Annotated in this window: 20 protein-coding genes and 2 pseudogenes; 11 read left to right on the forward strand and 11 right to left on the reverse strand. The window is 73.7% G+C overall.

Annotation, left to right across the window (positions count from 1 at the left end; all coding sequences use genetic code 11):
* The first annotated feature begins 1,741 nt into the window (after positions 1-1,741).
* Complete coding sequence (locus KCH_RS47590) at positions 1,742-1,990, forward strand: RICIN domain-containing protein (RefSeq protein ID WP_482793300.1); 249 nt, start codon at positions 1,742-1,744, stop codon at positions 1,988-1,990.
* A 77-nt stretch (positions 1,991-2,067) separates the two neighbouring features.
* Here KCH_RS47590 and efeU read toward each other — a convergent pair whose 3' ends face one another.
* The 4 genes from efeU to KCH_RS01000 all read right to left on the reverse strand — a co-directional run bounded on the left by efeU (position 2,068) and on the right by KCH_RS01000 (position 6,972).
* Positions 2,068-2,913, reverse strand: coding sequence for an iron uptake transporter permease EfeU (gene efeU, locus KCH_RS00985; protein WP_035858148.1), 846 nt, complete (start codon positions 2,911-2,913; stop codon positions 2,068-2,070).
* A 52-nt stretch (positions 2,914-2,965) separates the two neighbouring features.
* Positions 2,966-4,258 (reverse strand): iron uptake transporter deferrochelatase/peroxidase subunit, encoded by a 1,293-nt coding sequence (gene efeB, locus KCH_RS00990; RefSeq protein WP_035858149.1) that lies wholly within the window; start codon positions 4,256-4,258, stop codon positions 2,966-2,968.
* A gap of 77 nt (positions 4,259-4,335) precedes the next feature.
* Positions 4,336-5,487 carry an iron uptake system protein EfeO gene (efeO, locus tag KCH_RS00995; RefSeq protein ID WP_035858151.1) on the reverse strand — a complete coding sequence of 384 codons (1,152 nt, stop codon included), beginning with the start codon at positions 5,485-5,487 and terminating at the stop codon, positions 4,336-4,338.
* Between the two features lie 333 nt (positions 5,488-5,820).
* Positions 5,821-6,972: an acyl-CoA dehydrogenase family protein gene (locus KCH_RS01000; protein ID WP_035858153.1), complete on the reverse strand. Its 1,152-nt coding sequence runs from the start codon at positions 6,970-6,972 to the stop codon at positions 5,821-5,823.
* A 99-nt stretch (positions 6,973-7,071) separates the two neighbouring features.
* On the opposite strand from KCH_RS01000, the gene KCH_RS01005 reads away from it, so the two are divergent.
* From KCH_RS01005 to KCH_RS01025, 5 genes are all read left to right on the forward strand, one after another.
* Positions 7,072-7,788 (forward strand): TetR family transcriptional regulator, encoded by a 717-nt coding sequence (locus KCH_RS01005; protein WP_035858155.1) that lies wholly within the window; start codon positions 7,072-7,074, stop codon positions 7,786-7,788.
* A gap of 195 nt (positions 7,789-7,983) precedes the next feature.
* The gene (locus KCH_RS36575; protein WP_051652595.1) at positions 7,984-8,463 is read left to right on the forward strand and encodes a Zn-ribbon domain-containing OB-fold protein; all 480 of its coding nucleotides are present in this window, start codon (positions 7,984-7,986) and stop codon (positions 8,461-8,463) included.
* A 204-nt stretch (positions 8,464-8,667) separates the two neighbouring features.
* On the forward strand, positions 8,668-9,513 hold the full coding sequence (locus KCH_RS01015) for a HEAT repeat domain-containing protein (RefSeq protein ID WP_035858157.1): 846 nt from the start codon (positions 8,668-8,670) through the stop codon (positions 9,511-9,513).
* On the forward strand, positions 9,492-10,103 hold the full coding sequence (locus KCH_RS01020; protein ID WP_157031823.1) for a hypothetical protein: 612 nt from the start codon (positions 9,492-9,494) through the stop codon (positions 10,101-10,103). Before KCH_RS01015 ends, KCH_RS01020 begins: the two co-directional genes overlap by 22 nt.
* A gap of 103 nt (positions 10,104-10,206) precedes the next feature.
* Positions 10,207-10,596 carry a tetratricopeptide repeat protein gene (locus KCH_RS01025; RefSeq protein WP_035858159.1) on the forward strand — a complete coding sequence of 130 codons (390 nt, stop codon included), beginning with the start codon at positions 10,207-10,209 and terminating at the stop codon, positions 10,594-10,596.
* Between the two features lie 88 nt (positions 10,597-10,684).
* Here KCH_RS01025 and KCH_RS01030 read toward each other — a convergent pair whose 3' ends face one another.
* Positions 10,685-11,056: a hypothetical protein gene (locus tag KCH_RS01030; RefSeq protein ID WP_035858161.1), complete on the reverse strand. Its 372-nt coding sequence runs from the start codon at positions 11,054-11,056 to the stop codon at positions 10,685-10,687.
* Positions 11,057-11,188: 132 nt separating this feature from the next.
* On the opposite strand from KCH_RS01030, the gene KCH_RS45780 reads away from it, so the two are divergent.
* Positions 11,189-11,323 (forward strand): hypothetical protein, encoded by a 135-nt coding sequence (locus KCH_RS45780; protein WP_279635817.1) that lies wholly within the window; start codon positions 11,189-11,191, stop codon positions 11,321-11,323.
* A gap of 200 nt (positions 11,324-11,523) precedes the next feature.
* Positions 11,524-11,946: an SRPBCC family protein gene (locus KCH_RS01040; protein ID WP_035858165.1), complete on the forward strand. Its 423-nt coding sequence runs from the start codon at positions 11,524-11,526 to the stop codon at positions 11,944-11,946.
* Here the strand turns inward: KCH_RS01040 and KCH_RS01045 are convergent.
* The 4 genes from KCH_RS01045 to KCH_RS46965 form a co-directional block, all read right to left on the reverse strand.
* The gene (locus tag KCH_RS01045; protein WP_035858167.1) at positions 11,924-13,954 is read right to left on the reverse strand and encodes an ATP-binding SpoIIE family protein phosphatase; all 2,031 of its coding nucleotides are present in this window, start codon (positions 13,952-13,954) and stop codon (positions 11,924-11,926) included. The genes KCH_RS01040 and KCH_RS01045 overlap by 23 nt on opposite strands.
* Before the next feature lie 255 nt (positions 13,955-14,209).
* On the reverse strand, positions 14,210-14,629 hold the full coding sequence (locus tag KCH_RS01050) for a hypothetical protein (protein ID WP_035858169.1): 420 nt from the start codon (positions 14,627-14,629) through the stop codon (positions 14,210-14,212).
* Positions 14,626-15,513: an HAD-IC family P-type ATPase gene (locus KCH_RS46960; protein ID WP_425268878.1), complete on the reverse strand. Its 888-nt coding sequence runs from the start codon at positions 15,511-15,513 to the stop codon at positions 14,626-14,628. The genes KCH_RS01050 and KCH_RS46960 overlap by 4 nt, the downstream gene beginning before the upstream one ends.
* Positions 15,495-16,331: an HAD-IC family P-type ATPase gene (locus KCH_RS46965; RefSeq protein WP_425268721.1), complete on the reverse strand. Its 837-nt coding sequence runs from the start codon at positions 16,329-16,331 to the stop codon at positions 15,495-15,497. The genes KCH_RS46960 and KCH_RS46965 overlap by 19 nt, the downstream gene beginning before the upstream one ends.
* 368 nt (positions 16,332-16,699) lie before the next feature.
* On the opposite strand from KCH_RS46965, the gene KCH_RS01060 reads away from it, so the two are divergent.
* Together KCH_RS01060 and KCH_RS01065 are read left to right on the forward strand one after the other, a co-directional pair.
* Positions 16,700-17,077 (forward strand): ArsR/SmtB family transcription factor, encoded by a 378-nt coding sequence (locus KCH_RS01060; protein ID WP_035858171.1) that lies wholly within the window; start codon positions 16,700-16,702, stop codon positions 17,075-17,077.
* A 106-nt stretch (positions 17,078-17,183) separates the two neighbouring features.
* Positions 17,184-17,543, forward strand: a complete 360-nt coding sequence (locus KCH_RS01065) for a 5-carboxymethyl-2-hydroxymuconate Delta-isomerase (RefSeq protein WP_035858173.1) — start codon at positions 17,184-17,186, stop codon at positions 17,541-17,543.
* 6 nt (positions 17,544-17,549) lie between these two features.
* On the opposite strand, the gene KCH_RS01070 is transcribed toward KCH_RS01065, so the two are convergent.
* Together KCH_RS01070 and KCH_RS01075 are read right to left on the reverse strand one after the other, a co-directional pair.
* Positions 17,550-17,906: a VOC family protein gene (locus tag KCH_RS01070; RefSeq protein ID WP_035858175.1), complete on the reverse strand. Its 357-nt coding sequence runs from the start codon at positions 17,904-17,906 to the stop codon at positions 17,550-17,552.
* Between the two features lie 53 nt (positions 17,907-17,959).
* Positions 17,960-18,813, reverse strand: a pseudogene (locus KCH_RS01075) (alpha/beta fold hydrolase).
* Between the two features lie 114 nt (positions 18,814-18,927).
* Here KCH_RS01075 and KCH_RS01080 point away from each other — a divergent pair.
* A pseudogene (locus KCH_RS01080) lies at positions 18,928-19,388 on the forward strand (MarR family winged helix-turn-helix transcriptional regulator).
* The last annotated feature ends 28 nt before the right edge of the window (positions 19,389-19,416 follow it).

Raw genomic sequence — 19,416 nt, forward strand, 5'->3', positions numbered from 1 at the left:
CGCCTCGAACGGGCCGCCGAGGCCGGCGAGTTCGCCCCGGGCACCGACCCGGCCGCGCTCGCCGAGTACCTCACCACCCTGACCCACGGCCTGGCCGTCCGCGCCGCCGACGGCGCCCCGGCCGAACAGCTGCACCGCACGGCCGAGTTCGCCCTGCGCGCCTGGCCGTCCGCCTGACGGCTCGTCAGCAGGTCAACCGGGGGCGCACGAACTCTTCGCCATACGCCCGGCGCACCGGTGGCACACACAAGCGGAACCGATGATTCCGCGCGCCCCTGGTGGCCCTCCTGTCGCGGACACGACGATTGCTCACGGCCCGCCGACGCCCCGTCACCGTACGGAGCGTCCGGGCCGGAGCCGGGCCCTCACCCGGCCTTCGCACGCCCCGTCCGCCCCGTGCGCGGACCGGGCCATCGTCTGGAAGGACGTCCATGGCACGCCGCTCCACCACCCTGCGCCTGCTGGTGCCGGCCCTGCTCGCCGCCGGCGGCATCGTCCCGCTGACCGCGGGCAGCGCGTCCGCCGCGACGCCGATCTGCATGAACGGCACCCTGCAGTTCGACTACCAGTCCGCCGAGGCGGGCCCCACCAAGCCGACCCTGACCCGGTCCGCCCGCAACGCCTCCGTCGAGCTGTGGGGCCGGGAGAAGTCCACCGACACCGACCACAAGCTGAACAGCGACACCCAGCTGACCGGCGCCGCCGACGGCTCCTTCAACCTCTGCTACACCCCGGTGAGCACCAGTTCGATGGACCACCTGTACGTCCGCTTCGCCACTCAGAACAACCAGGTCTGGCGGGTCGTCCAGGACGCCAACAACACGCCGTACAGCTTCACCACCGCCACCCAGTCGAACGTCTCCGCCAGCGTCGCGCTCGGCACCGTCAAGCCGCCGGTGGCCACCAACCGCGCCTGGCACGCCTTCGACACCGTCAACGCGCTCTGGTCGAAGCGGGCCAACTCCACCACCCCGTGCTGGACCTCCGCCGAGGCGAACGCCGCCACCTGCACCACGATGAACCTGAACTGGACCTCGGGCTCCGGCACCGGCCCCTGGTACATCACCGGCTCGCACACCGTGTTCCTGTCCGACCAGGACCCGGACTCCGAGCACATGGTGCTGCACGAGGCCTCGCACTTCTTCCAGCACCGGCTGTACAAGGACTTCTGGCCGGCGAACATACCCAACTGCAACCCGCACTACATCAACTGGCCGTCCTCCGGCACCTGCGCCTGGACCGAGGCCTTCGCCGACGCGGCCGCCGCCTACGTGCTCGGCGACCAGCGCTTCGTCTTCCCCAACGGCGACGTCACGCCGTTCGTGGCCGGCGACGCCTGGCAGACCGGCGACCAGGTCCAGGGCAACATCGACATGGCGCTGCTCAAGCTCTGGAACACCGTCGACGGCAACTGGAACGGCACCATCGCCTCGCTGGGCACCAACACGCCCACCACCTTCGCCGACTGGTTCAAGAACGTCCGGCTCACCAGCGGGCTGTCCACCACCGGCGCGGCGCTGACCGCGGTCGACAGCAGCTCCATCAACTACGGCCCCACCGTGATCGACGACAACGGCTACCACGCGCTGACCAACGGCGGCGGCAACGCCCTGCAGCGCGGCGGCACCTGTAGCGGCAGCATCCCCTCGGTCGCCGAGTTCGCCGCGCTCGACACCTCCCGGGCCTCGCAGCGCTGGAAGTTCGCCTCCAACGGCGACGGCACCGTGCGGATCTACGACAGCTGCCTGATCCCGCTCTACCTGACCGCCCGGCCAACGCCGGCGGCCAGGTCACCCTCCAGGCCGTCAACCTCGGCCAGGCCAACCAGAAGTGGACGGTCACCCAGAACGCCGTCGGCACCTACACCCTGAAGAACCCGGCCACCGGCTTCGTCCTCGACGGCGACGCCACCGCCGGCCACGCGGTCACCGCCACCACCGCCTCCACCGCGTTCAGCCAGAACTGGGCGTCGGTCTTCTCCATCTACTAGACCTGCCCCGAGAACGCCGAACCGCCCGGCTGCCGCATCAGCGGCAACCGGGCGGTTCCTTCCGTTCTGACCGTCCGTCAGGCGGCCTTCGCCTCCGTCACGGCGGGCTTCGGCGCGGGGCCGGCGGCCTTCGGCTTGCGGAAGAAGAAGTACAGCGTCGGCACCAGGTACAGCAGCCACACCACGATCTGGACCACCGTCGGGTCGGGCTGGAAGTTGAACACGCCCTTCAGCAGGGTGCCGTACCAGCTGTCCACCGGGATGGTGGAGGAGATGTTGAACGCCAGCTCGTTCAGGCCGGGGATCCAGCCGGCCTCCTGCAGGTCGTGCACGCCGTAGGCGAGGACGCCCGCGGCGACCACGACCAGCATGCCGCCGGTCCAGGTGAAGAACTTCGCCAGGTTGATCTTGAGCGCGCCGCGGTAGAACAGCCAGCCCAGCACCGCGGAGGTGAGCAGGCCGAGGATCGCGCCGGCCAGCGGGTTCCAGCCGTCGCCGGTGGACTGCACGGCGGTCCAGATGAACAGCGCGGTCTCCAGGCCCTCCCGGCCGACGGCCAGGAAGGAGGTGACGACCAGGGCGACGGTGCCCATCGCCAGCGCGGCGTCCAGCCTGCCCTGGAGTTCGCTCTTCAGGTGCCGCGCGGTGCGCCGCATCCAGAACACCATCCAGGTCACCAGGCCGACCGCGACGATCGACAGGGTGCCGCCGAGCGCCTCCTGCGCCTTGAAGGACAGCTGGTTGGAGCCGAACTGCAGCACCGCGCCGAACGCCATCGACAGCGCGACGGCACTTCCGACGCCGATCCACACCGGGCCGAGCCGGTCCTTGCGGCCGGTCTTGACCAGATAGGCGATCAGGATGCAGACCACCAGGCTGGCTTCGAGGCCTTCTCGAAGGCCGATCAGGTAGTTGGCGAACACGGCGGTTCTCCTCGGTGGGGACGTGAGGGCTTGCGGGAGAGGGGGGCGGGGGTCAGCCGAACAGGGTCTGGCCCCACCACTCGCCGGGCTTGCGGACCCCGGGCGGGCAGGCGAAGTGGGCGGATCCGACGTGCGTGATGTACTCGTTCAGCTTGTCGTTGGCGGCGAGCTTGGTCTGCAGCGGCACGAACGCCTTGCGGGTGTCGCGCTGGTACGCCAGGAAGAACAGGCCGGCGTCCAGGCGGCCGAGGCCGTCGGTGCCGTCGGTGAACGAGTAGCCGCGGCGCAGGATCATCAGCCCGTTGTTGCTGTCCGGGTGGGCCAGTCGCACGTGCGAGTCGGCCGGCATCGCGGACAGGTCGGGGGCGTCGCGCTCCTTCTGCTTGCCGTACGGGGCGCCCTCGATCTTGGTGCGGCCGAAGGTGTCCTCCTGGTCCTGCAGCGAGGCGCGGTCCCAGGTCTCGATGGTCATCCGGATCCGGCGGGCCACCAGGTACGAGCCGCCCGTCATCCAGTCCGGGCCGTCGCCGGGCGCCGCCCACACGTGCCGGGCGAGCGAATCCGCGTCCGTCCCGGCGATGTTGTGGGTGCCGTCCTTGAAGCCCATCAGGTTGCGCGGGGTCTGCGAGTCGGGCGTGGTGGACGAGGTCTTGCCGAAACCGAGCTGCGACCAGCGGACGTTGACCACGCCCATGCCTATCCGGGCCAGGTTGCGGATCGCGTGCACCGCGACCTGCGGGTCGTCCGCGCACGCCTGGATGCAGATGTCGCCGCCGGAACGATTCGCCTCCAGGCGGTCGCCCTTGAACTTCGGCAGGTCGACCAGCGCCTCGGGCCGCTTCGCCTTCAGCCCGAACCGGTCCTTGCCGTCCTTCTCGAACAGCGTCGGCCCGAACCCGATGGTCAGCGTCAGCCGCGACGCCGGCAGGCCGAGCGCCTCGCCGGTGTCGTCCGGCGGCGACTGCGGGACGACGCCGACCGCACCGCCGCCGACCTCGCGGCCGCCCGTGATCGAGGCGGCCGCCTTGGTCCACTCCTTGAGCATCTTGATCAGCGCGTCGCGATCCTCGGTGATCACGTCGAACGCGGCGAAGTGCAGCCGGTCCTGAACGGGCGTCGAGATCCCCGACTGGTGCTCGCCGTAGAACGGCACGTCCAGGTTCTGCGGCGCGGCGGCCGGCGCGTCGTCCGCCATGGTCGCCGCGGCCACCGTGCCCACCCCGGCCGCGCCGATCGCCACGCCCGCGCCGGCCCAGCCGATGACGGCCCGTCGGCTGAGCCCGGCCCGCGGCTTCTCCGCGCCACCGTCGGCGGAGACCGCCTGCTGCTCGTTCTCGACGTCCATCGTGCGTTCCCTCTCGGACATGACCTGCTCGGACCTGCGGACCTGACCTGCTGACAGAGCCTTAGCTTACGCTGCCCTTACTTCACCACGACGGCCGCGGCCAGCTTCGACAGCGGCTCGCTCAGCGAGTTCACCGCGTCGGAGAAGGTCTTCCGCTCCCCCTCGGTCACCTTGTCGTACGAGGTGTAGCCGCCGTCGGCCTGGCGGTACTTGGCCAGCAGCTCGGTGATCTTCTCGAACTCGGCGTCCAGGGTCTTCGACAGCGCCGCGTCGCTCTCCGAGGCGACCGGCTTCAGCAGCTCGTACGCCTGGCGGGCGCCCTCGACGTTGGCGGCGAAGTCCGACAGGTCGGTGTGGCTGTAGCGGTCCTCCTCACCGGTGATCTTGTTCTTGGAGACCTCGTCCAGCAGCTCCTTGGCGCCGTTCGCCATGCCGGTCGGGGTGATCTCCGCGCTGGGGACGCGCTTCTGCCAGTCCTTCAGGTCGGTGACCAGCTGGGCGGCGAGGGTCTTCTCCTCGTCGCCGATCTTCCCGTCCACCCACAGCGCCTTCTCCAGGCGGTGCCAGCCGGTCCACTGCTGGCCGTCCTCGAGCGCGTCCTCGCGGGTGTCGGTCTTCGGGTCGATGTCACCGAAGCTCTCCGCGACCGGCTCGGTCCGCTCCCAGCCCACCCGGGACGCCGCGAACAGCGACTTCGCCTTCTCCACGTCGCCGGCGGTGATCGCCGCCGCGAACTGCTCCACCACCGGGATGGTGGCGTCCGCCTGCTCCTGGGCGTACTTGCGGTAGTCCGCGACCGCCTGGGTCAGCCGGTCGTCCGTCTTCACCGGGGCGCCGGACGCGGCGGTCACGGTGATCTTCTGGCGGATGCCGTCACCGGTCATGCCCGGCTTGCACGCCACCTCGTAGGTGCCGGCCTTGATCTCGGCGTTGATGCTCACCTTGGTGCCGGGACCGATGTTCTCCCGCTCGGTGACGATCTTGTCGCCCTCGGCGTAGACGTACACCTCGGTCGTCTTGTTGCCCTTGTTCGCCACCGCCAGCTCGACGTGGCCCGCCGGGAAGGTCGTCCGCGACAGCTCGCACTTGCTGTCCGTCGCCGTCACCTGCACCGGCCCGCTGCCGTCCGCGGACACCTTCCCGTCGTCCTTCTTCGAGCACCCCACCAACGCGGCACCCGCCACAGCGAGAACGAGGAAGGTCGCGGCAGTCGTACGGCGGGCGGGCATGCTCACTCCAAGGGCGAGGGATACGGGAAAACACCAGTGCGGCGCCCTTCCGGAAACCCCGGCCGGACCGCCGCTCAGTAAGCTAAGGCATACCTTAGATCCCCCACCACACCAGGGTCGACACCATCGTCGACACTCCGTCACATGCCGACCCGCCCCTTTCGGCCAAACCCGGCCTCGCACAAGGAAGTTGGCCACTCATGTGACCGCCGTCACGGGACGTGAACAGGGGAACTGCGCGAGACGGGAGACGCCCGCCGGCCGGATCGCGCCACGGACAGTGACCTGCACGTGGGAGCGACCCCGCAGACGGGCGCCTGAAGAAGGGAACGACTACGGCAGGTTGCGGGCCATCACGATGCGCTGGACCTGGTTGGTGCCCTCGTAGATCTGGGTGATCTTCGCGTCGCGCATCATCCGCTCCACCGGGTAGTCCCGCGTGTACCCGTACCCGCCCAGCAACTGCACCGCGTCCGTCGTGACCTCCATCGCCACGTCCGACGCGAAGCACTTCGCCGACGCCCCGAAGAACGTCAGATCCCCGTCACCGCGCTGCGACTTCGCCGCCGCCGCGTACGTCAACTGCCGCGCCGCCTCCAGCTTCATCGCCATGTCCGCCAGCATGAACTGCACGCCCTGGAACTCCGCGATCGCCTTCCCGAACTGCTTGCGCTCCCGCACGTACCCCTTCGCGTAGTCCAGCGCCCCCTGCGCGATCCCCAGCGCCTGCGCGGCGATCGTCACCCGCGTGTGGTCCAGCGTCCGCATCGCCGTCGCGAACCCCGTCCCCTCCGCACCGATCATCCGATCCGCCGGAATCCGCACATTGTCGAAGTACACCTCACGCGTCGGCGACCCCTTGATCCCCAACTTCTTCTCCGGAGCACCGAACGACACCCCCTCGTCGCCCTTCTCCACCACGAACGCCGAAATGCCCTTCGACCGCAGCGACGGATCCGTCACCGCCATCACCGTGTAGAACTCCGACACCCCCGCATTGGTGATCCACCGCTTCACACCGTTCAGCACCCAGAAGTCCCCGTCCCGCACCGCCCGGGTCTTCATCCCCGCCGCGTCCGAACCCGCCTCCGGCTCCGACAGGCAGTACGAGAACATCCCCTCACCCCGGGCCAGCGCCCCCAGGTACTTCGCCTTCAACTCCTCCGAACCCGACAACTGCACCGGCAGCGAACCCAGCTTGTTCACCGCCGGGATCAACGAGGACGACGCACACACCCGCGCCACCTCCTCGATCACCAGCACCGTCGCCAGCGCGTCCGCCCCCGCACCGCCGTACTCCTCCGGCACGTGCACCGCATGCAGATCGTTCGCCAGCAGGGCGTCCAACGCCTCCTGCGGGAAACGCCCCTCCTCGTCGACCGCCGCCGCGAACGGGGCGATCTTCGCCTCCGCCAGCGAACGCACCGACTCACGGAGCATCTCGTGCTCCTCGCTCAGCCGGAAGAGGTCGAAGTCCTGGGTCATGGCAGTCTCCTCGGTGATGGCACTCAGTACCCCCGATTATGCACACTGAGTATCGCCTCGCCCAGCCTCGCCGTCCGGGTCGGTGCTACCGTCCGGGGTATGAGCGAGGTGCATGAGCAGGGCGGAACCGCCGCGAGCCGACCGACGATGCGCGACGCGCTGGTGGAGGCGGCCTTCGAGCTGTTCTCGGAGCGCGGCTTCGAGCAGACCACCGTCGACGACATCGTCTCGCTCGCGGGCGTCGGCCGGCGGTCGTTCTTCCGGTACTTCCCGTCGAAGGAGGCGGTGGTCTTCCCGGACCACGACGGCTGCCTGGCGGACATGACGGCGCTGCTGGAGCAGGCCGACCCGACGGGCGACCCGGTGGCGCAGGTCTGCGACGCGGCCCGGCTGGTGCTGCGGATGTACGCGGGGAACCCGGCGTTCTCCGTGGGGCGGTACCAACTCACCAAGAAGGTACCGAACTTGCGCACCCACGAGCTGTCGGTGGTGTGGCGCTACGAGCGCACCCTGGCGAGCCATCTGCGCACCCGGTACGCGGCCCGCGCGGACGGCGCGCTGCGCGCGGACGTGATCGCGGCGGCGGTGGTCGCGGCGCACAACTTCGCGCTGCGGGCGTGGCTGCGCTCGGGCGGCGAGGGCGACGTGGGCGCGGCGGTGGACGAGGCGCTGCAGTTGGTGATCGACACCTGGGGCGACGGTGCGGCCGAGGGCCGGGCGGAGTCGCAGGACGAGGAGGTGGTCGTCATGGTGGCCCGTCGGGGGACGCCGATGTGGCGGGTGGTGCAGGGCGTGGAAGCGGCGCTGGAGCCCTGAGCCCGTTCGGCCGGGCCCGCCGGGCGACCCGGCGCCGGCCCACCTGCCACTCGGATCATCTGACGTACCGTCTGGCACTCGGTACCTTTACACGGGGCACTGAGTGCCATACCGTCCTCCTGGCAGACCGCCCCGACCGCACGCCCGCCCGGGCGGCGGTACGGCGGCGCACACCGGCTCAGCAAGGAGACGGCCATGACCCCCACCCTCGCCCCGGCCGCACCGACGACGGCCCCGACGGTTTCCCCCACCCTCTCCGGCCCGGTGGCGCAACTCGCCACCGCCGCCGACCCGTTCGCTCCGCACTTCGTCCCGTCCGGCTTCCAGCGGCAGCCCGAGCAGCCGGTCGTGGAGACCCAGCTGCGCTACCGCCGCTGCCACTGGTGCCACTCGGCGAGCTCCGGCTCCTGCCTGCTGTGCCCGGTGTGCGGGTCGGCGGACCTGGAGCCGGCGGTGGCGTCCGGGCAGGGCACGGTGCAGCGGCTGCTGCGTCCGACCCGCCGCGGTCCGCACTTGGGCCGCCCGTACCTGATCGTGCTGGACGAGGGGTTCACCGTGCAGGCGGCGGTGCTCGGCGGACTGCCGGGCGCGGTGCCGATCGGGGCCCGGGTGCAGCTGGTGACCAGCGAGGAGGGCGGCCGGGTGCTCACCTTCCGCCTGGTTCCGCGCACCTGACGGCCCGTCGACCCTCCCCGCCTTGGCACCGAGTGCCACTCGGGCCGCGCGGAACGGTCCCGTTCCTCCCCCGGTGTTCCGCACCGTGCGCACACTTCCCACATCCTGCGAACCGCAGGTGTGGGCGTGGCGCGATCCCGTGCACGGAGCGCCACCACGCGGGTAGGCTCGGTGACGTTTGCCGTTCCGGGGGAGGTTCTACACGTGCTCGATCTGAGCGCCCATCAGCCCGCCGCCGTCTGGCGACCGATGTCCGGCCCACCGCCCGCAGGCGAGTGGCGCGCCGGTCTGGCGGCCAATCCGGCGGCCCCGGCCAAGGTGCTGTGCCGGCTGCTGGGCGACACCGCCGACGGCGGTGACGGCGCGGGCCCGGGCTGGCTGGCGGTGCGGCCGGAGCTGCCGGACTGCGTGCTGGAGACGGCGCTGCGGCATCCGCACTGGCGGGTCCGGGCGGCGCTGGCGGAGCGGCCGGGGCTGCCGGCCGGGACGCTGGCGGCGCTGGCCGCGGACCGGGAGCGCCGGGTGCGGCGGGCCGCGGCCGCGGCGGGGCACCGGGTGGCGCTGCCGCCGGAGACGCTGGCGGCGCTGGCGGCAGACCGGGATCCGGACACCCGCCGCCTGGTGCCGGGCTGTGCGGGCCTGCCGGTGGAGCTGCTGGTGCGGCTGGCGCAGGACGGTTCGCCGCTGGTGCGGGCGGCGGCGGTGGGTGCGGACAGCTGGGCCCAACTGCCGCCCCGGGTACGGACGGCGCTGCGGTCGGACCGCGATCCGGCGGTGCGCTCGGCGGTGCAGCGGGCGTTGCGGGTGGAGCGGCCGCTGCCGGTGACGCTGGCGGGGTACATAGCGGAGAGCGATCCGCTGCGGCGCGAGCGGACGGCGGCGGGGCCGCCCTGGAGCGGGCGCTCGGCGAGTGGCTGGTGCTGGACGACGATCCGCGGATCCGCCGGGCGGCGGCGGGCAATCCGCGGCTGCCGACGGATCTGGCGCTGGCCCTGGCGGCGGATCCGGACGCGGAGGTGCGGCTCGCGGTGTCGCTGCGGCCGGACCTGACGGAGCGGCAGCGGGCGGCGGTGGACTTCCGGGTGCCGGACGCGGCGGCGCCGGACCTGCCGTGGGTGGCCGAACGGGCGGGCGATCCGGCGGAGTTGCTGCGGCTGGCCGGTTCGGCGCATCCGCTGGTGCGGCGGGCGGTGGCCTCGCTGGAGCACCTGCCGGCCGAGGTGGTGGCGCTGCTGGCGGAGGACCCGGAGCTCTCGGTGCGGCTGGCGCTGGCGGAGCACTGTGCGGACGCGCCGGGCGAGTTGCTGCGGTCGGTGTACGCGGAGCTGCTCGGCCCGGCCTCGCTGCCGACGCTGGAGCGGTTCGCGGCGCCCGGGCCGGCCGCGTGGGCGGACCGGCCGGAGCCGGCCCTGCGGTGGGCGGCGCTGCGCGATCCGGAGCTGCCGACCGGGGTGCTGGCGCGGCTGGCGGAGGACCCGGACCCGGTGGTGGCGGATGCGGCGGCCCGGGATCCGCGACTGCCGCTGGAGGTGCTGCTCGGCCTGCTGGAGCCGGGTGCGCGGCCGGGTGCGGCGGCGGCGAACGCGGCCCTGCCGGTGCCGTTCATGGTGCGGCTGCTGGACCTGGCGGCGGGGGCCTGAGCGTCCCGGTTTCCGCGCGGAATAGACCCCGGTAGGTGAATGTTCAACCACCTGTCGGGCCGCGGAGGTCCGACGAGGACCCGGAAACGGGAAGGAGCAGGGCATGACCACCGACTTCCGCCCGGAGACCACGACGGGCCTGCGCCCGGAGCAGGCCACCCTCCACGAGGGCACCGTGGCCGAGCGCTGGGCCCGCGCCCAGCTGTTCTTCGACTCCAAGGCGTACGCGGACGCCGCGCGGATCCTCGCCGAGCTGGTCGAGGAGGTCCCGGAGCAGGTCGGCCCGCGGCTGCTGCTGGCCCGGTCGTACTACCACTCGGCCCAGCTGCGCCGCGCCGAGGAGCAGCTGCGCGCGGTGATCGAGCGCGACCCGGTGGAGCACTACGCGCACCTCGTGCTCGGCCGCGTCCTGGAGCGCCAGGGCCGGCACGCCGAGGCCGTCCCGTACCTCCGGCTGGCCGCCGCGTTCGACGGCGCCTTCCCGGAGTCCTGACCGGCCGCGTCCCACCGGCCCCGGTCCCCGTCCGTCGGGGGCCGGGGCCTTCGCCGTGCCGCCGTCATTGGCACCGCGGTCGTCGCCGTCAGAGCTTCAGGTTCCACACCGTCAGGTCGGCCTCCAGCTCGCCGTAGCTGCCCGCGTCGTAGTGGGTGGCGGTGACGGTGACGACCGCGATCGGCGAGTGGTCGTCGACCACGCAGACCCGGTCGCCCTCCAGCACGTCGACCTCCTTCTGCGGCTGTGTCTGCAGCAGGGTGCGGCAGCCCTCCGCGGTGGGGTCGCCGGGGCCGGCCCAGGGGGCGACCTGGCCCTTGATCTTCATGCCGCTGCTGCCGCTGCGCTGCGCGCTCGGCCAGATGCTGCCGCCCAGCGTGTCGCCGCTGCGGGCCTTCGGCGGCAGGGTCGCCAGGTCGAGGCCGGAGAGCCCGAATCGGACCTTCCCCGACCAGCGCACCGGCGCCGCGGTCGCGGCCGGCGGCGCGCCGCCCGTCCCGCCGGTCGCCGTCCCGCCGGGGCCTGGCCGGGGGTGGTGACGGTGGTCTGCGCGGCGGGCGGGGGCGCGGCGGCGGGGCCGTCCGAACCGCCCGTGAAGGCCGCGATCGCGCTCGCCACGCCCGCCGCCGCGCTCACCACCGCGGCGATCACGCCCCAGGTCTTGGCGGCCGACGCCTTCGGGGCCGCCGGAGGCGGCTCGGTGGGCGGCATCGCCCGAGTGGGCTGATCGTTCATCAAGTCCCCCGACTGGTATTCGAATTGGTCGTTCCTGCCGGTCGCAGCGGCTGGCCGGAACGATATCCGATCTGCGCTGCGCCCCGCTCCCCGCGACGGCGCCGGGCCGGGGCCCCGCGCCGGTCGCCTTTGCCGCCGACCGCCGTCCCTTGCAGGCTGGAAGGGAGCGTCGACGATGCGGAGGTGCGCGCGATGCGGACCCTGGAGGAGCAGATCGAGGTGACCGCCCCGGTGGGGACGGCCTGGTCGCAGCTGCACCGGGTGGCGGAGTACCCGGAGTTCGTGGGCGGCGTGGTGCACGCCACGGCGCGCGGCCGGCGGCACGCGGACCTGGAGGTGGAGTTCGGCGGCGAGCGGCACCGGGTGGACGCGGAGCTGACCGACCACGGGCGCGGCCGGGTGATGAGCTGGGAGACCGACGGCCCGCCGCTGCGCGGCACCTTCGCACTGCGCCCGCTGGACGCCTCGCGCACCCAGGTGCAGGTCCGCCTGGAGTACGACCCGGACGAGCTGAAGGACGCGGTGGGCGGGCCGCGCGGGTTCGCGCAGAGCCGGGCGGTGGAGGAGGCGGTGCGGTCCGATCTCCAGCTGTTCAAGCAGCTGTGCGAGGAGTGAGCGGCTCGTCGATCGCCAGTTCGGCCCAGATCACCTTGCCGCTGGCGGGGTAGCGGGTGCCCCAGCGCTCGGCGAGCTGGGCGACCAGGAACAGGCCGCGGCCGCCCTCGTCGGTGTCGGTGGCGTGCCGCAGGTGCGGGGAGGTGGCGGAGCCGTCCCAGACCTCGCAGATCAGGGCCCGGTCGCGCAGCAGCCGGACCCGGATCGGTCCGCTGGCGTGCCGGATCGCGTTGGTGATCAGTTCGCTGAGCACGAGTTCGGCGGCGAACGCCTGCTCGGTGAGGCCCCAGTCCTCCAGCCTGCTGGTGACGGCGGCGCGGATCCGGGCGACGGCGGCCGGGTCGGCGGGGACGTCCCAGTCGGCGACGTGGTCGGCGGGCAGGGCCCGGGTGCGGGCCACCAGCAGGGCGATGTCGTCGGCGGGGTTGGCGGGCAGCAGCGCCTCCAGCAGGTCGTCGCAGATCTGCCAGGGGCTGCGGTCGGGGTGGGAGAGCGCGGCGCGGAGCAGTTTCATGCCGTGGTCGAGGTCGTGCGCGCGGGACTCCACCAGCCCGTCGGTGTACAGCACCAGCCGGCTGCCCTCGGCGAGTTCCAGCTCGCTGGCCTCGTACGGCAGGCCGGCGATGCCGAGCGGCGGCCCGCCGGGCAGGTCGGGGATCTCCACCCGCCCGTCGGGGTGGACCACGGCGGGCGGCGGGTGGCCGGCCCGGGCGAAGGTGCAGCGCCGGGTGACGGGGTCGTAGACGGCGTACAGGCAGGTGGCGCCGGTGATCTGGCGTTCCGCGCCGTCGGGGCGGGGGTTCTCCTGGTCGAGGCGGTTGACCAGGGCGTCCAGGTGGCCGAGGAGTTCCTCGGGGGCCAGGTCGAGGGAGGAGAAGGTGTGCACGGCGGTGCGCAGCCGTCCCATGGTGGCGGCGGCGTGCACGCCGTGGCCGACCACGTCGCCCACCACCAGGGCGACCCGGGCGCCGGACAGCGGGATGACGTCGAACCAGTCGCCGCCGACGCCGGCCTGTGCGGGCAGGTAGCGGGAGGCGACCTCCAGGGCCTGCTGCTGGGGCAGGCCGGCGGGCAGCAGGCTGTGCTGGAGGGCGACCGCCATGGTGTGTTCGCGGGTGTAGCGGCGGGCGTTGTCGACCAGGACGGCGGCGCGGGCGGTGAGTTCCTCGGCGAGGGCGCCGTCCTCGGCGTCGAACACCGGCCGGGGCCGGGCCCGCCAGAAGGTGGCGACGCCGAGCAGGGTGTCGCCGACGCACAGCGGCGCCGCGATCAGGGTGTGCACCTGCTCGCCGCGCATGGCGTCGACGGTGCCCGGGCTGACTTCGTCCCAGGCGTCGAGGGCCGCCGACAGGTCGGGTTCGACGACGGAGCGGGCGGCGGCGACGGCGCGGGCGCGCGGGGTGCCGGGCACCATCGGCACGGGCGAGCCGGGGCCGAGCAGCGGGGGCTGTGCGGTGATGCCGGACAGGGCGGCGCGGCGCAGCGGCCGGTGCCGGCCGGGGCGGGGTTCGCCGCCGTCGAGGACGCCCTCGTACAGGTCGACGCAGGCGAAGTCGGCGAAGGCGGGGACGAGGGCGGCGGCGAGTTCCTGGCAGGTGCGGGTGATGTCGAGGGTGGTGCCGATGGAGGCGCCGGCCCGGTAGAGCAGTTCGAGGCGGCGGCGGGCGGTGTCGGGGTTGGCGAGGGCGGCGGTGTCGCGCAGGGTCGCGATCCGGCAGTGCGGGCCGCCGGCCCGGTCGGTGGGGCGCAGGTCGAGGCCGAGGGTGCGGCCGTGCACGGCGACGGGTGCGTCGGTGAGGTCGCCGCCGTCGTCGAGCAGGGCGGTCAGGGCGGGCGGCAGGCCGAGCGCGCCGAGCGGGCGGCCCTCGCAGTCGGCGGGCAGTTCGAGCAGTCGGCGCGCCTCGTCGTTGGCATACAGCAGGGCGCGGTCGGCGCCGATCAGCAGCACGCCTTCGCGGACGACGGCCGGTTCGGTGGCGCGGGGGGTCTCGGGCGGGTGCTGGGTCATCCGCGCCGTCCGTGCCGCGCGGGGTTCAGCGGTTCGCGGCGGCCCATGGGCGTGCGGCGCGGGGAGGCCTGGCCCGCCACGCTGTGTCCGCCGGGTGCTGCCCGAAACCGGGTCATACGCCCATTCCTACACTCCCGGCTCCGGCCGGGCCAATGGCCGCGCCCGGATTTCCGCCGCCGATCTGCGGCTTTCACCCTGGTCCGCCCGGTTCGCCGGCGGCGCGCGGCCGAGGTCGTGGGCTGCGCGCCGCCGGCGCTACTCGGACTCGAGTTCGGCGCGGACCCGGCGGGACGGCCGGAAGGCGTACAGGTCGAGCACGGCGGGCGGCTCGGCCAGGCCTGGGCCGCCGGCGGCGACCCAGGCGGTGATGTCGGCGGCGGCGTCGCGGTCGTTGACCAGGCCGAGCCAGACGGGCCGCCCGCCGGCCCGGCGGCCCTCGGCCGAGGGCTGGACGACGATCACGTTGGCCTGTTCGCAGGCGTCCAGGCAGTCGGTGCGGCGGACGGCGGCGACGCCGGCCAGCGCGGTGCGCAGGTCGTCAAGTTGGGCCTCGTGGTCGAGCCGGGGGTTCTTGGCGGGCACGCCGCAGCAGCAGCCGCGGCAGACGGTGACGGTGCAGCGGGCGGCGGCAGCGGCCTCGGCGGTCTGCCGGGTGCGGTCGGAGCGGCGGCTCATGCGGCGCCCCCCGCACGGAGGGCGCCGGTCCAGGCGGATTCGCGCAGCAGGCGCAGGCCGTTGAGGCCGACCAGGACGGTGGAGCCCTCGTGGCCGAGCACGCCGAGCGGCAGCGGGAGCGGGGCGAGCAGGTCCCAGGCCACCAGGACGGTGATGAACGCGGCGGCGAGGGCCAGGTTCTGCACGACCAGCGCGCGGGCGCGCCGGGAGAGCGCCACCACGGCCGGTACGGTGGCGAGTTCGTCGCGGACGATGACCGCGTCGGCGGTCTCCAGGGCGAGGTCGGAGCCGGCCCGGCCCATGGCGAGGCCGGTGTGCGCGGCGGCGAGCGCGGGCGCGTCGTTGACGCCGTCGCCGACCACCAGCACCTTGCGTCCGGCGCGTTCCCACTCCTGGACGGCGGCGGCCTTGTCCTGCGGCAGCAGCCCGGCCCGGACCTCGCCGAGGCCGGCCTCCTCGGCCAGTCGCCGGGCGGCGCGCGGGTTGTCGCCGGTGAGCAGCACGGGGGCGTCGCCGGTCAGCGCGGTGAGCGCGCGGACGGTGGCGGCGGCGTCGGGTCGCAGCCGGTCGGCGAGGCCGAGCACGCCGACGGGGGCGCCGTCGGTGGCGACGACGACGGCGGTGCGTCCGGCGTCCTCGAGGGCGGCGACGGCTTCGCCGGTGGCGGGGCAGTCGCGTTCGGGGGCGCGGACGGTGACGGTGTGTCCGTCGACGGTGGCGGTGACGCCGACGCCGGGGGTGGCGGTGAAGTCCTCGGCGGGGCGAGGGCAGCCGGCGGGTGCGGGCGGCGTCGACCAGGGCGCGGCGAGGGGGTGTTCGCTGGGGTGTTCGGCGGCGGCGGCGAGGGCGAGCAGCTGGTCCTCCGTCAGTCCGGCGGCGGGCAGCGGGCGGACGTCGGTGACCCGGGGGTGCCTTCGGTGAGGGTGCCGGTCTTGTCGAGGGCGACGGCGTCGACCTGGCCGAGGCGTTCCATGACGACGGCGGACTTCACCAGGACGCCGTGCCGGCCGGCGTTGGCGATGGCGGACAGCAGCGGCGGCATGGTGGCGAGGACGACCGCGCACGGCGAGGCGACGATCATGAAGGTCATGGCGCGCAGCAGCGAGCCGGTGAACGCGGCGCCGAGCGCGAGCGGGACGGCGAACACGGCGAGGGTGGCGGCCACCATGCCGAGGGAGTACCGCTGTTCGACCTTCTCGATGAACAGCTGGGTGGGGGCCTTGGTCTCGGAGGCTTCCTCGACCATGGCGACGATCCGGGCGATCACCGAGTCGGTGGCGTCCCGTTCGACCCGGATGCGCAGCGCGCCGGTGCCGTTGAGGGTGCCGGCGAACACTTCGTCGCCGGGGCGCTTGGCGACCGGCAGGGGCTCGCCGGTGATGGTGGCCTGGTCGACCTCGCCGGTGCCGTCCAGGACCCGGCCGTCCGCGCCGATCCGCTCGCCGGGCCGGACCAGCACGGTGTCGCCGACCGTCAACTCCTCGACGGGGACGGTCTCTTCGCCGTATCCGGAGCCGGAGCCGGCGTCGCCGGTCAGCCGGGTCGCGGTGGCGGGGGCGAGGTCGAGCAGGCCGCGGACCGAGTCGGCGGTGCGGGCGGTGGCGATCGCCTCCAGCGCGCCGGAGGTGGCGAAGATGACGATCAGCAGCGCGCCGTCCATCACCTGTCCGACGGCGGCGGCGCCGAGGGCGGCGACGATCATCAGCAGGTCGACGTCGAGGGTCTTCTCGCGCAGTGCCCGGAGGCCGGCCCAGCCGGGCTCCCAGCCGCCGGTGGCGTAGGCGAGGGCGTAGAGCGGGCCCCAGGCCCAGGCGGGGCGCCGGCCAGGTCGAGCGGGAGGGCGAGGAGGAACAGCAGCAGGGAGGCCAGTGCCCAGCGGGCTTCGGGGAGCGCCAGGACGCGGGTGCGCCGTTTCGGCGGGGCCGGGCGGGGCGCGGCGACGGGCGGCGCGGGCCGCCGGTCCAGGACGGAGGACATGGCAGTGCAACCCTTCGCGGGCGGGCGGGACGACACGGCCACCATACCGGAACATCTGAACAGGTCTTCAGGTGTGGTGAGTATGATGAGCGCATGGGCCACGGAACCGACACCGCCACCGGCGCCACCACGCGCGAGCGCCTCGATGCCGTCGGAACCGCCGACGTCGCGGCCACCCTCCAGGCCCTGGCCACGCCCTCCCGGCTGCACATCCTGGCCCGGCTCCAGGAGGGGCCCTGCTCGGTGGGCGAACTGGCCGAGGCCGTCGGCCTGGAGGCCTCCGCCTGCTCGCACCAGCTGCGGCTGCTGCGCAACCTCGGACTGGTCACCGGCGAGCGCCACGGCCGGTCGATCGTCTACGCGCTGTACGACAACCACGTCGCCGAGCTCCTCGACCAGGCCCTGTACCACGTGGAGCATCTGCGCCTCGGCATCCGGGACGTGCCGCCCGGGTCCGCGGCCGCCGACTGACCCTCTCCGGCTGTCCGCCATGTGGGACCCCGGGCGCAGCGCCCGAGGTGGGCGGGGATTCAATGGCAGGTGTAGAAGCCAAGCATCTGCGCGAAGAAGGTCCGCCATGCCCCACATCACCGTCGACTACTCGCCCCAGCTGGCCGACTCCTTCGACCGCCCCGGTTTCGTCCGCGAACTCCACCCGCTGGTCCGTGACCGGGTGGCCTCCCGGGGCGTGTGCAAGACCTTCTTCCGGCAGGCGGCGGAGACCTGGGTGGACGATGCGGACGGGCAGTTGACGGCCTTCGTGCACATCGCGATCGGGCTGCTGCCGGGGCGGCCGGAGGGGCTGAAGGCGCGGCTGTCCGAGGAGGTGCTGCGGCTGCTGGACAAGCACCTGCGGCCCGTCCTCGGCCGCCAGGTCGTCCGCTCCGCCGAGGTCCGCGACCTCACCCCGTCCTACCGGCTGCGCACCGGCTGGTAGTTCCGCTCACCGGTGCCCGAGGACGTTCACCACCTGCCCGTTCGGGTCCCGGACGAAGAACCGGCGCACTCCCCACTCCTCGTCAGTCAGCGGGTGCATGATCTCCGCGCCGGCGGCCCGCATCGCCGCGTACGCGGCGTCCACGTCGTCCACCTCGACGCTCAGGTCCGGCACCACGGGCGCGGTGGCGTCCCCGGTCGTGAGGCTCAGCTGTGCGGTGGGGCTGTCGGGCGCGGCCAGGGTCGCGATCCAGCCGTGGTCCATCACCTCCGCGAGGCCGAGCCGTTCGTAGAACTCCCGGCTCTCCCCCATCGCCCGCCCGTCCGCCACCCGCACGTTCGGCACCACCCTGCGCACCGCCACGACCGCTCTCCTCCCGCCGTTCTTCGCTGCTCCGACGGTAGCGTCCCGCGCCGTCAGGGCTTGCGGGCCAGAAAGGCCGTCAACTCCGCAGTGACGGCGGACGCCTGCGTGTGCGGCAGGGCGTGGTGGGAGACGCCGGGCAGGGTACGGACCTCGGCCCGCGGGAGCAGCGCGGCGGCGCGCTCGGCGAGGGTGCGCGGATTGTGGGCGCGGCTGTCGGCGGCGGCCAGCACGAGGCAGCGGGCGCGCAGTGCGGCCAGGGCCTCGGGTCGGGGGCGGGGTCCGGTGACGGGCCGGGCAGCGGGGAAGGTCGCGGCGAGGCAGTACAGGCGGGCCCAGTCCGGGTCGAGCGGGCTGCCGCCGGTCTCCCAGCGGAGGAAGCCTGCGGCGCGGGCCTCGCTCGGGCGGGCCAGCATGGGCGCGGCGTGCAGCAGGTAGCGGGCGCGTAGGAGGTGAAGCAGCCGGTGGGGTCGAGCAGGGCGAGGCGGTCGACCCGGTCGGGACTGCGCAGCGTCCAGCTCAGCGCGATCCAGCCGCCGTAGGAGTGTCCGCACAGGTCGACCCGGTCGAGGCCGAGCCCGTCGAGGACGGCGTCCAGCCAGCCGTGCAGGTCCTCGACGCGGCGCAGCGGCTGCCGCCCGCCGCTCGCCGAGCGGCCCGCCTCGCCGATCCGGTCGACGGCGAACACCCGTGCCCCGCGGGTGAGTTCGCCGACGTTCTGCCACCAGCTCGCGGCCGTGGCGCCGCCGCCGTGCAGCAGCACCAGCGGCGGCCCGCCGGCCGGTCCGGCGGCGTTCACCCGGGTGGTGCCGTACGGCGTGTCGACGTCGAGGGTCTCGACGGGGACGGGCCAGCGGTCGAGCAGGGTGTCGTACGCGGACAGGAAGGCGGAACGGTCGAACGCCATGGCAGCAGCCTCCGCGGGCAGAGTTGTCTCGCTGAGCAATTGTCTCGCTCGGCGAGATACTATGCACCGGTCCACCCCGCCCGCACACCCGCCCCTGCCGAAAGGCCGCTCCGCATGACCGACGAACTCCCGCCCGACCACGGCCTCCGGACGGTGCATCAGCTCCGCGCGCTCACCGTCGAACTCGACCTGCTGGCCGCCGACTTCGCCCGGCGCAACGACCTGCACCCGACCGACCTGCGCGCCCTGATCGCCCTGCTCGACGCCGCCCGGGCCGGCACCCCGCCACGCCCGGCCTGCTCGGCCGCGAACTGCGCCTGAACTCGGCGGGCACCACCGCCGTCCTCGACCGCCTCGAACGGCTCGGCCACGTCCGCCGCACCCGCGACCCGCACGACCGCCGCCGCGTCCTCCTGGCGGTCACCGACCGGGCGATCACCCTCGGCGAGACCTTCTTCGGCCCGCTGATCGCCGACACCGTCGCCCTCGTCGACGGCCTCTCCCCCGCCGAACTCGCCGCCGTCACCGGCTTCCTGACGTCCATGCGGACGATCGTCGCCCGCCACACCGCCTGACGGCCGGCCGAGCACCGCGGGGCGGCAC

It is taken from the genome of Kitasatospora cheerisanensis KCTC 2395 (assembly GCF_000696185.1).
Lineage (GTDB): Bacteria > Actinomycetota > Actinomycetes > Streptomycetales > Streptomycetaceae > Kitasatospora > Kitasatospora cheerisanensis.

Bases quoted from the DNA above. Each gene is read 5' to 3' on its own strand.
- efeO (WP_035858151.1), bottom strand. From the start codon at position 5,487: ATGCCCGCCCGCCGTACGACTGCCGCGACCTTCCTCGTTCTCGCTGTG.
- KCH_RS01060 (WP_035858171.1), top strand. From the start codon at position 16,700: ATGGGCCACGGAACCGACACCGCCACCGGCGCCACCACGCGCGAGCGC.
- KCH_RS01045 (WP_035858167.1), bottom strand. From the start codon at position 13,954: ATGACCCAGCACCCGCCCGAGACCCCCCGCGCCACCGAACCGGCCGTC.
- KCH_RS01005 (WP_035858155.1), top strand. From the start codon at position 7,072: ATGAGCGAGGTGCATGAGCAGGGCGGAACCGCCGCGAGCCGACCGACG.
- KCH_RS36575 (WP_051652595.1), top strand. From the start codon at position 7,984: ATGACCCCCACCCTCGCCCCGGCCGCACCGACGACGGCCCCGACGGTT.
- KCH_RS01025 (WP_035858159.1), top strand. From the start codon at position 10,207: ATGACCACCGACTTCCGCCCGGAGACCACGACGGGCCTGCGCCCGGAG.
- KCH_RS46965 (WP_425268721.1), bottom strand. From the start codon at position 16,331: ATGATCGTCGCCGCCCTCGGCGCCGCCGCCGTCGGACAGGTGATGGAC.
- KCH_RS01040 (WP_035858165.1), top strand. From the start codon at position 11,524: ATGCGGACCCTGGAGGAGCAGATCGAGGTGACCGCCCCGGTGGGGACG.
- KCH_RS01000 (WP_035858153.1), bottom strand. From the start codon at position 6,972: ATGACCCAGGACTTCGACCTCTTCCGGCTGAGCGAGGAGCACGAGATG.
- KCH_RS01050 (WP_035858169.1), bottom strand. From the start codon at position 14,629: ATGAGCCGCCGCTCCGACCGCACCCGGCAGACCGCCGAGGCCGCTGCC.
- KCH_RS01065 (WP_035858173.1), top strand. From the start codon at position 17,184: ATGCCCCACATCACCGTCGACTACTCGCCCCAGCTGGCCGACTCCTTC.
- efeB (WP_035858149.1), bottom strand. From the start codon at position 4,258: ATGGACGTCGAGAACGAGCAGCAGGCGGTCTCCGCCGACGGTGGCGCG.